We start from the raw sequence: 11297 nt of genomic DNA, 5'->3' as shown, positions 1-11297 counted from the left end.
CGAGGCCCCCGACCCCGCCGGTACCCCCGATCGGCGCCGACGGCGCACCGTCACGGTGCTGGCCGTCCTGACGGTCCTGGCCCTCGCGGCCGCCGTCGCGAGCGGCGTCTACTGGTGGTCGGGCACCCAGAGCGACAACGCGAGCGCCGCGGCGATGCGCGACGAGGCGACCGACGCCGCCGAACAGATCGTCGTCAACATCAACACCGTGCGGCCCTCGACGCTCGACGCCGACCTCGGCGCCGCGGAGTCGTCGCTGACCGAGCCGATGCTCGGCGAGTACAAGCGTGTGCGGCAGCAGTTCGCCGAGAACCTGCGCCAGTCGCAGGCCGAGGTCGTCGCGACCCCGGTCTCCGCGGCCCTGACCGCCTTCGACCCCGAGCGGGCCACCGCCTCGGCGATCGTGGCGATCGACGTCAACGCCCGCAGCGCCACCGCGCAGCCCCAGTCCAAGCAGCAGCTGTTCCTCGTCGAGATGATCCGTACGCCGGACGGCTGGAAGGCCGCCAAGGCGACGCCCTCGACCGGACAGCAGTAGCCGCGGCCGACACCAGAAAGGGGGAGTGACCGTGCCACCCCGCTCCCGCACCAAGCCCGGCTCCGCCGCCCGTCGACCCAAGGTCGCCGGCCTGCGCCAGCACGCGCACGCCGGGGCCGCGAGCCCCGACCTCACCGACCCGGAGCTCGACGACGGGCCGCTCGACGCGTCCCCCGTCGCCGACGAGGACACCGCTCGTGCGGCGTCCACCGCACCGGCGCCGACCCCGACGACGGTGCCCGCCGACCTCCTCGATGACGCGCCGGACGCGCCGGCGGCGCCTGCGGGCGCCGACGACACCGCCACCGCGACCCCGGCGACGGACGACGTGGAGACGAGTGAGCCCGCCGAGGCCACCGACACGACGACGGTCGGCACCGCCCCCGTCGACGACACCGCGGCCGAGGAGACGACGGCGCTCCCCGCCGCGGAGGCCACGACCTCCACGGAGACCGCCACCCAGGAGTCCGTTGAGGACGCCACCACCGAGGCCGAGCCGGTCGCGGAGGGCGTCGCGGCGACCACGGTGACGACGCCGCGCCCGAAGGGCCGTCGGACCACGCGGATGACGCCGCGCGCGGACGCCCCCACCACGGTGCGCCCGGGCCGGCAGGACGAGGACGCCGCCGCGTCCCCGACGCGGGCGGCCAGGCCCACCCGGGTGCGGGGCCGCAGGCCGGAGGCGGACGGGGTCCCGCGTCGCTTCGAGCGGCAGCGCGCGACGCTGACCCGCTTCGGCGACTCGAAGGCCCTCCCGGTCACCCTCGTCGCCGTCATCGTCGTCTGCCTGGTGCTCGCGGGCCTCGCGTTCTGGCAGGGCCGTCAGGCCTGGACCAGCGGGCCGGTGAGCAACCAGGCCGTCGTCGACGTCGGGGGCACCGCCGAGCTGGTCGGGCAGAGCCGCGAGTCGATCGAGAAGATCTTCTCGTACGACTTCACGCGGCTCGACGACTCCGTGGAGGCCGCCCGCACGATGTCGACGGGCCAGTTCACCGACCGCTACCTGTCGGTGTTCGACCAGACGATCCGGACCCCTGCGCAGCAGCAACAGCTGCGGCAGACCGCGACCGTCCAGAACATCGGCGTCGTCTCCATGCGGGACGACCGGGCGACGGTCATGGCGCTGACGCAGTTCTCGGCGCAGCGCACGACGACCGGCCAGTCGACCAACGCGCCGGGGCTCCTGCGCCTCGAGATGGAGCGCGTCGACGGCCGCTGGAAGCTCGCCGAGCTGACCCCCCTGACCGCGAACCGCTGATCGTCCCCGCGACCTGCCGGGTGGACCGATGGTCCACCCGGCATCGTCGTGTCCGGGCCCGATCGGGTCCATGTAGGGCCTGACCTGCACGGGGATCGTCGATCCGCCCGGGCGACACCGGGCGCGCCCCACTTGACTCCGGCGGCACGGGCGGTCACTCTGTTCGCAGCGCGGCACCCCCGCGTCAGACCCCGGAGGTCGATCCCGCCCCAGGCGGACATCCCTCCCGGCGTGTCACGAGGGGGGGTCGTTCGACAGGTGCCATCATGCATGGCTAGACTGTCGGATCGCGCTGCCCTACGTCTGTCCGCCCCCTCGTGTGCCGACGCCCGGGCCGCGTCCACGCCGACCGGATCGCTGCGCTGCGTACCGGCCGGTGAAGCTACTGACAGCGTTCAGACAGCGTTGTTCCGGAAGGACGCATCTTGGCAGTTACCCGCGCCACCAAGGTCTCGAACCACCACGCGTCGTTCCCCGGGGCACCCACCCGGGTCTCCTTCGCCAAGCTGGACCAGCCCCTCGAGGTTCCCGACCTGCTCGCCCTGCAGACCCAGTCGTTCGAGTGGCTGGTCGGCAGCGAGGAGTGGTTCGAGCGTCGCGTGGAGGCGGGTGAGGAGCTCCCCGCCGGCGGCCTGGAGGAGGTCCTCTCCGAGATCTCTCCCATCGAGGACTTCTCCGGCTCCATGTCGCTGTCCTTCTCCGACCCGCGCTTCGACGAGGTCAAGGCCTCCGTCGAGGAGTGCAAGGACAAGGACATGACGTACTCGGCCCCGCTCTTCGTCACCGCCGAGTTCACGAACAACACCACCGGTGAGATCAAGAGCCAGACGGTCTTCATGGGCGACTTCCCCGTGATGACCGACAAGGGCACCTTCATCATCAACGGCACCGAGCGCGTCGTCGTGTCGCAGCTCGTGCGCTCGCCCGGGGTGTACTTCGACCGCTCGGTCGACAAGGCCACCGACAAGGACGTCTTCAGCGTCAAGATCATCCCCAGCCGCGGTGCCTGGCTGGAGTTCGACGTCGACAAGCGCGACACCGTCGGTGTCCGCATCGACCGCAAGCGCCGCCAGCCCGTCACCGTCCTGCTGAAGGCGCTGGGCTGGACCACCGAGCAGATCCAGGAGAAGTTCCACTTCTCCGAGACGCTGCTGGCCACCCTCGAGAAGGACTCCACGGCCGGGCAGGACGAGGCCCTGCTCGACATCTACCGCAAGCTGCGTCCGGGCGAGCCGCCGACGCGCGAGTCGGCCCAGACGCTGCTGGAGAACCTCTTCTTCAAGGACAAGCGCTACGACCTCGCGAAGGTCGGCCGCTACAAGGTCAACAAGAAGCTGGGCTCGGCGGTCGATCCCTCGGTCGGCACGCTCACCGAGGACGACATCATCAACACGATCTCCTACCTCGTGCGCCTGCACGCGGGGGAGACCGAGGTCGAGGCCGAGAACGGCTCCATCCCGGTCGAGACCGACGACATCGACCACTTCGGCAACCGTCGTCTGCGCACCGTCGGCGAGCTCATCCAGAACCAGATCCGGGTGGGCCTCTCCCGCATGGAGCGCGTCGTGCGCGAGCGCATGACGACGCAGGACGTCGAGGCGATCACGCCGCAGACCCTGATCAACATCCGGCCCGTCGTGGCCGCGATCAAGGAGTTCTTCGGCACCTCGCAGCTCTCGCAGTTCATGGACCAGACCAACCCGCTCGCGGGCCTGACCCACAAGCGCCGGCTCTCGGCGCTGGGTCCGGGCGGTCTGTCGCGTGAGCGCGCCGGCATGGAGGTCCGCGACGTCCACCCGTCGCACTACGGCCGCATGTGCCCGATCGAGACGCCGGAAGGCCCGAACATCGGCCTGATCGGGTCGCTGTCGAGCTTCGCGCGGGTCAACCCGTTCGGCTTCATCGAGACGCCCTACCGCAAGGTCGTCGACGGCGTGGTCATCGGCCAGATCGACTACCTCACCGCCGACGAGGAGGACCGCTTCGTCGTCGCGCAGGCCAACGCGCCGCTCGACGAGGACGGCCACTTCTCCGAGGAGCGCGTCCTCGTCCGCCGCAAGGGCGGCGACGTCGACCTCATCGCGCCGACGCGCGTGGACTACATGGACGTCTCGCCGCGCCAGATGGTGTCGGTCGCGACGGCCATGATCCCGTTCCTCGAGCACGACGACGCCAACCGCGCGCTCATGGGCGCGAACATGCAGCGTCAGTCGGTGCCGCTGCTGCGTTCCGAGTCGCCGCTGGTCGGCACCGGGATGGAGCTGCGCGCCGCGGTCGACGCCGGCGACGTCATCGCGACGGACCGGGGCGGTGTGGTCGAGGAGCTCTGCGCCGACTACATCACGATCATGGACGACGAGGGACAGCGCACGACGCACCGTCTCCACAAGTTCACGCGGTCCAACCAGGGCACCTGCATCAACCAGAAGCCGATCGTCTCCGAGGGCGACCGCGTCGAGGCCCGCCAGGTCCTCGCCGACGGGCCGTGCACCGAGGACGGCGAGATGGCCCTCGGGAAGAACCTCCTCGTGGCGATCATGCCGTGGGAGGGCCACAACTACGAGGACGCGATCATCCTGTCGCAGCGTCTCGTGCAGGACGACGTCCTGACCTCGATCCACATCGAGGAGCACGAGATCGACGCCCGGGACACCAAGCTCGGCGCCGAGGAGATCACCCGGGACATCCCGAACGTCTCCGAGGAGGTCCTCGCGGACCTCGACGAGCGCGGCATCATCCGCATCGGTGCCGAGGTGGCCGACGGCGACATCCTCGTCGGCAAGGTGACGCCCAAGGGCGAGACCGAGCTGACCCCCGAGGAGCGCCTGCTCCGCGCGATCTTCGGCGAGAAGGCGCGCGAGGTGCGCGACACCTCGCTCAAGGTCCCGCACGGCGAGACCGGCAAGGTCATCGGCATCCGGGTGTTCTCCCGCGACGACGACGACGAGCTGCCGCCCGGGGTCAACGAGCTGGTCCGCGTCTACGTGGCCCAGAAGCGCAAGATCTCCGAGGGTGACAAGCTCGCCGGCCGCCACGGCAACAAGGGCGTCATCGGCAAGATCCTGCCGGTCGAGGACATGCCGTTCCTCGCCGACGGGACGCCGGTCGACATCGTCCTGAACACCCACGGTGTGCCGCGACGCATGAACATCGGCCAGGTCCTGGAGACCCACCTCGGGTGGATCGCCAAGAGCGGCTGGGAGGTCGACCCGGACAACACCGAGCAGTGGGCCGTCGACATGCCCGACGACATGCGCCGGGTCGAGCCCGACACGAACACCGCCACCCCGGTGTTCGACGGTGCGCGGCAGAACGAGATCTCCGGGCTGCTCCAGTCGACGCTGCCCAACCGCGACGGCGTGCGGCTGGTCGGTCCGGACGGCAAGGCGCAGATCTTCGACGGACGTACCGGTGAGCCCTACCCGCACGCGATCGCGGTGGGCTACATGTACATCCTCAAGCTGCTGCACCTGGTGGACGACAAGATCCACGCCCGCTCCACGGGCCCGTACTCGATGATCACCCAGCAGCCGCTCGGCGGTAAGGCCCAGTTCGGTGGCCAGCGCTTCGGTGAGATGGAGTGCTGGGCGATGCAGGCCTACGGCGCGGCCTACACGCTGCAGGAACTGCTCACCATCAAGTCCGACGACGTGCTCGGCCGCGTGAAGGTCTACGAGGCCATCGTCAAGGGCGAGAACATCCCCGAGCCGGGCATCCCCGAGTCGTTCAAGGTGCTGCTCAAGGAGCTCCAGTCGCTGTGCCTCAACGTGGAGGTGCTGTCCTCGGACGGCGCGGCCATCGAGATGCGCGACGGCGACGACGAGGACCTCGAGCGTGCCGCGGCGAACCTGGGCATCAACCTCTCGCGCAACGAGTCGCCGTCCGTCGACGACGTCGTGAACTAGCCGCACCGGCCGGCCCCGGCCCCCACGCCGGGGCCGGCCCGCGGACCTTCGATACACCGCTCACCCATCCAGGGGAGAACCTTTGCTCGACGTCAACTTCTTCGACGAGCTGCGGATCGGTCTGGCCACCGCCGACGACATCCGCCAGTGGTCCTTCGGCGAGGTCAAGAAGCCCGAGACCATCAATTACCGCACGCTCAAGCCCGAGAAGGACGGACTCTTCTGCGAGAAGATCTTCGGTCCGACCCGGGACTGGGAGTGCTACTGCGGCAAGTACAAGCGCGTCCGCTTCAAGGGCATCATCTGTGAGCGCTGCGGCGTCGAGGTGACCCGGGCCAAGGTGCGCCGTGAGCGCATGGGCCACATCGAGCTGGCCGCGCCGGTCACGCACATCTGGTACTTCAAGGGCGTCCCGTCGCGCCTGGGCTACCTGCTCGACCTGGCGCCCAAGGACCTCGAAAAGATCATCTACTTCGCGGCGTACGTGATCACGGACGTCAACAAGGACCAGCGTCACGCGGACCAGTCGACGCTGGAGAACGAGATCTCCGGGGAGCGCAAGCGCCTCGAGACCCAGCGCGACAACGACCTCGAGGCCCGCGCGCAGAAGCTCGAGAGCGACATCGCCGAGCTCGAGGCCGAGGGCGCGAAGTCCGACGTGCGGCGCAAGGTCAAGGAGGGCGGCGAGCGCGAGATGCGCCAGCTGCGCGACCGTGCGCAGCGCGAGATCGACCGCCTCGACGAGGTCTGGACCACGTTCGTCAAGCTCGACCGTGCCCAACTGATCTCGGACGAGACGCTCTACCGCGAGCTCTACGACCGCTACGCGGACTACTTCACCGGCGCCATGGGTGCCGAGGCGATCCAGAAGCTCCTGGAGACCTTCGACATCGACGCCGAGGCCGACAACCTCCGCGAGACCATCCGCTCGGGCAAGGGCCAGCGCAAGCTGCGCGCGCTCAAGCGGCTCAAGGTCGTCGCGGCGTTCCAGGCCACCGGGAACCGTCCCGGCGGCATGGTGCTCGACTGCGTCCCGGTCATCCCGCCGGACCTGCGCCCGATGGTGCAGCTCGACGGTGGCCGCTTCGCGACGTCGGACCTCAACGACCTGTACCGCCGGGTCATCAACCGCAACAACCGCCTCAAGCGACTGATCGACCTCGGTGCGCCCGAGATCATCGTCAACAACGAGAAGCGGATGCTGCAGGAGGCCGTCGACGCGCTGTTCGACAACGGCCGCCGCGGCCGGCCGGTGACCGGGCCGGGCAACCGCCCGCTCAAGTCGCTGTCCGACCTGCTCAAGGGCAAGCAGGGCCGGTTCCGTCAGAACCTGCTCGGCAAGCGCGTCGACTACTCGGGCCGTTCGGTCATCGTCGTCGGCCCGCAGCTCAAGCTGCACCAGTGCGGCCTGCCCAAGCAGATGGCGCTCGAGCTGTTCAAGCCGTTCGTCATGAAGCGGCTGGTCGACCTCAACCACGCGCAGAACATCAAGTCCGCGAAGCGCATGGTCGAGCGTCAGCGCGGCCAGGTCTGGGACGTGCTCGAGGAGGTCATCAACGAGCACCCGGTGATGCTGAACCGGGCGCCCACGCTGCACCGACTCGGCATCCAGGCCTTCGAGCCGCAGCTGGTCGAGGGCAAGGCGATCCAGCTGCACCCGCTGGTCTGCGAGGCGTTCAACGCCGACTTCGACGGTGACCAGATGGCGGTCCACCTGCCGCTGTCCGCCGAGGCGCAGGCCGAGGCCCGCATCCTCATGCTGTCGGCCAACAACATCCTCTCGCCGGCGTCCGGCAAGCCGCTGGCCATGCCGCGCCTCGATATGGTGACCGGCCTGTACTACCTCACCCAGCGCCGCGAGGGCACGGCCGGCGAGGGCCGGGCGTACTCGTCGGTGGCCGAGGCGATCATGGCGTTCGACCTGGGGTCGCTCGACCTCCAGGCGCCGATCAAGATCCGCCTCGTGGGCTCGGTCGTGCCCGGTCCGGGAATGACGAACGGCTCCTACGAGCCCGGTCGCCCGTGGCTGGCCGACACGACGCTCGGCCGGGTGCTCTTCAACGAGCTGCTGCCGGAGGACTACCCCTTCGTCAACGAGCAGCTGCCGAAGAAGAAGCAGGCGGCGATCATCAACGACCTCGCCGAGCGGTACTCGATGACCGAGGTCGCGATGACCCTGGACCGGCTCAAGGACGCCGGTTTCCACTGGGCCACGCGCTCCGGCGTCACCATCGCCATCGACGACGTCGTCGTGCCCCCGCGCAAGCAGGAGATCCTCGACGAGTACGAGCTCCGCGCGGAGCAGGTCAACAAGCGCTACCAGCGCGGTGCGCTCTCCTACCAGGAGCGCAACGACGAGATGGTGCGCATCTGGGGCCAGGCCACCGAGGAGGTGGCGAAGGCGATGGAGGACAACTTCCCCGCCGACAACTCCATCTCCCGGATCGTCGCCTCGGGCGCGGCCGGCAACATGACCCAGGTCCGTCAGCTGGCGGGCATGAAGGGTCTGGTCGCGAACCCCAAGGGCGAGTTCATCCCGCGCCCGATCAAGTCGAACTTCCGTGAGGGCTTCTCGGTCGTCGAGTACTTCATCTCGACGCACGGCACCCGCAAGGGTCTGGCCGACACCGCCCTGCGGACCGCCGACTCGGGTTACCTGACCCGGCGTCTGGTCGACGTCTCGCAGGACGTCATCGTCCGCGAGGTCGACTGCGGCACCGAGCGCGGCATCCCGATGCCGATCGGCGAGGAGGGCCCGGACGGGACCCTGGTGCGCGACATCCACGTCGACACCAGCGTCTACACCCGGACCGCGGCCTCGGCCGTCACCGACGCCGACGGCAACGTGCTGCTCGACCGCGGTGCCGACATCGGCCAGCAGGCGATCGACGCCCTCCTGGGCGCCGGCGTCGGCAAGGTCCGTGTCCGCAGCGTCCTGACCTGCGACTCGGCCCAGGGTGTCTGCGCCCGCTGCTACGGCCGCTCGCTGGCCACCGGCAAGCTCGTCGACGTGGGCGAGGCGGTCGGCATCGTCGCCGCCCAGTCCATCGGTGAGCCCGGCACGCAGCTGACGATGCGCACCTTCCACACCGGTGGCGTCGCGGGTGAGGACATCACCACGGGTCTGCCGCGTGTGCAGGAGCTCTTCGAGGCCCGCGTCCCGAAGGGCAAGGCGCCGATCGCCGACGTCGACGGCCGCATCCAGCTCGAGGACGGCGACAAGTTCTGGAAGATCACCCTCATCCCGGACGACGGGAGCGAGGAGGTCGTCTACGACAAGCTGTCCAAGCGCATGCGGCTCGCCACGGTGCCGGTCGACGGCTCCGAGCGTCCGCTGCAGGACGGCGACCACGTGGGCGTCGGCCAGCAGCTGCTCGAGGGCACGGCCGACCCGCACGAGGTGCTGCGCGTGATGGGCCCCCGCGAGGTGCAGCTGCACCTCGTCGACCAGGTGCAGAAGGTGTACCGGTCGCAGGGTGTGTCGATCCACGACAAGCACATCGAGGTCATCGTCCGGCAGATGCTGCGCCGGGTGACGATCATCGACTCGGGCGCCACCGAGTTCCTGCCCGGTGGTGTCGTCGACCGCGCCGAGTTCGAGGCGGCCAACCGCAAGGTGGTCTCCGAGGGCGGCGACCCGGCGGCGGCCCGCCCGGTGCTCATGGGCATCACGAAGGCCTCGCTGGCCACCGAGTCGTGGCTGTCCGCCGCCTCCTTCCAGGAGACGACGCGCATCCTCACGAACGCGGCCATCGAGGGGAAGTCCGACAGCCTGGTCGGGCTGAAGGAGAACGTGATCATCGGAAAGCTGATCCCGGCCGGCACCGGCATCAACCGGTACCGGAACATCCAGGTCCAGCCGACCGAGGAGGCCCGCGCGGCCGCCTACGCCCTGCCGAGCTACGACGACGGGTACTACGCCCCCGACGTGTTCGGCTCGGGCAGCGGTGCCGCCGTGCCGCTCGACGACTACGACTTCGGGCAGTTCCGCTGACCCCGGAGTAGCAGTCCAGCACGACACCGGAGGGCGTCCCCGCACCAGCGGGGGCGCCCTCCGTCGTGTGTCCGCGTCGCGTGTCCGGGGGTCCGTGTGTCCGCGCGAAGGGCACCTTCGCGCGGAGAGAGGGGCGAGGGGCGCCCTTCGCCGGATCGCCTGCTGGGTGTGCGGGGAGATCAGGGGCGCGTCAGGCACCTCGCCGGCCCGGTCGGCGTGCACCTGGCGCCCCTGATCTCCCGGAGAGTGTGTGGCGGCGGGGTGGCGCGGCTTGCCGTCCGGCGGGGCCGGGGTAGGCTCATGGTTGTCCGGTCGGTGCGGTGATCTCAGCCCGCATCGGCATGGCCGACCCGACGGGCGGTCGAGGACACTCGAGGGGCCCCGGAGCTCAGGACGCCGGCGCATCCCCGGAGACCGCCAGGAGGCGGTCCGGGCCCTGATCCGACCCGCCGCGTGCTGCCGTGCGGGAGGCGCGTACCCTGGAGGCCAGAGCCCGACGTGGTCGGGTCGTTCCGCGTGCCGATGGGTGTGTGGTGCGCCGGTTCCCGAGCGGGGAGCCACGGCGCCCCTCTCCCCGGCCGGCCGTCAGAGCCGGTACCCCGGGTGCGGACGTACGAGCCCGATCAGACAGTCCAGAGGAACGGAAGTCAGCGCACTCGATGCCCACCATCCAGCAGTTGGTCCGCCGGGGCCGCGAGGACAAGGTCGAGAAGACCAAGACCGCGGCCCTCAAGGGGAGCCCGCAGCGCCGCGGCGTCTGCACCCGCGTCTACACCACCACGCCGAAGAAGCCGAACTCCGCGCTGCGCAAGGTCGCGCGCGTCCGGCTCTCGAACGGCATCGAGGTCACCGCCTACATCCCGGGTGAGGGCCACAACCTGCAGGAGCACTCGATCGTGCTCGTGCGTGGTGGCCGGGTGAAGGATCTCCCCGGCGTCCGGTACAAGATCATTCGCGGCGCGCTGGACACGCAGGCGGTCAAGAACCGCAAGCAGGCCCGCAGCCGCTACGGGACGAAGAAGGACAAGAGCTGACATGCCGCGTAAGGGACCCGCACCGAAGCGTCCGCTGGTCGCCGACCCCGTCTACGGGTCGCCCCTCGTGACGCAGCTCGTCAACAAGGTGCTCGTCGACGGGAAGCGCTCGCTCGCCGAGCGCATCGTCTACGGCGCCATGGAGGGCTGCCGGGAGCGCAACGGCGCCGACCCGGTGGTCACGCTCAAGCGCGCGCTGGACAACGTGAAGCCGGCCCTCGAGGTCCGCAGCCGCCGTGTCGGTGGCGCGACCTACCAGGTGCCGATCGAGGTCCGGGCCGGCCGCTCGACCACGCTCGGCCTGCGCTGGCTGATCACGTACTCCCGCGCGCGCCGCGAGAAGACGATGATCGACCGGCTCTGCAACGAGCTGCTCGACGCCTCGAACGGCCTCGGCGCAGCCGTGAAGCGCCGCGAGGACACCCACAAGATGGCGGAGTCGAACAAGGCGTTCGCGCACTACCGCTGGTGATCGCGCGGGGCGCCGGGGTGCGAACCACCCCGGTCCCCGACCGGTCCGAGAACACCCGCCGCGGGACCCGCGGCGACGACCCGACGGAAGAGGAAT

At 70.0% G+C, this 11297-nt stretch carries 6 protein-coding genes; all 6 read left to right on the top strand.

Going from position 1 to position 11297, the window contains the following annotated elements; genetic code table 11:
* The first annotated feature begins 55 nt into the window (after window positions 1–55).
* Window positions 56–538 (top strand): hypothetical protein, encoded by a 483-nt coding sequence (locus tag PH191_RS09590; RefSeq protein WP_274194360.1) that lies wholly within the window; start codon window positions 56–58, stop codon window positions 536–538.
* Window positions 539–569: 31 nt separating this feature from the next.
* Window positions 570–1796: a hypothetical protein gene (locus PH191_RS09585; protein ID WP_274194359.1), complete on the top strand. Its 1227-nt coding sequence runs from the start codon at window positions 570–572 to the stop codon at window positions 1794–1796.
* A gap of 425 nt (window positions 1797–2221) precedes the next feature.
* Complete coding sequence (gene rpoB, locus PH191_RS09580; protein ID WP_274194358.1) at window positions 2222–5701, top strand: DNA-directed RNA polymerase subunit beta; 3480 nt, start codon at window positions 2222–2224, stop codon at window positions 5699–5701.
* An 82-nt stretch (window positions 5702–5783) separates the two neighbouring features.
* Complete coding sequence (locus tag PH191_RS09575; protein ID WP_274194357.1) at window positions 5784–9695, top strand: DNA-directed RNA polymerase subunit beta'; 3912 nt, start codon at window positions 5784–5786, stop codon at window positions 9693–9695.
* A 659-nt stretch (window positions 9696–10354) separates the two neighbouring features.
* Window positions 10355–10729, top strand: coding sequence for a 30S ribosomal protein S12 (rpsL, locus tag PH191_RS09570; RefSeq protein WP_116708457.1), 375 nt, complete (start codon window positions 10355–10357; stop codon window positions 10727–10729).
* Between the two features lies 1 nt (window position 10730).
* Window positions 10731–11201: a 30S ribosomal protein S7 gene (gene rpsG, locus PH191_RS09565; RefSeq protein WP_274190775.1), complete on the top strand. Its 471-nt coding sequence runs from the start codon at window positions 10731–10733 to the stop codon at window positions 11199–11201.
* Window positions 11202–11297 lie beyond the last annotated feature (96 nt).

This window comes from Actinomycetospora callitridis (assembly GCF_028737265.1).
Taxonomy (GTDB): domain Bacteria; phylum Actinomycetota; class Actinomycetes; order Mycobacteriales; family Pseudonocardiaceae; genus Actinomycetospora; species Actinomycetospora callitridis.
The sequence above is the reverse complement of the archived record's forward strand: the minus strand, read 5'-3'. Positions and strand labels throughout refer to the sequence as shown.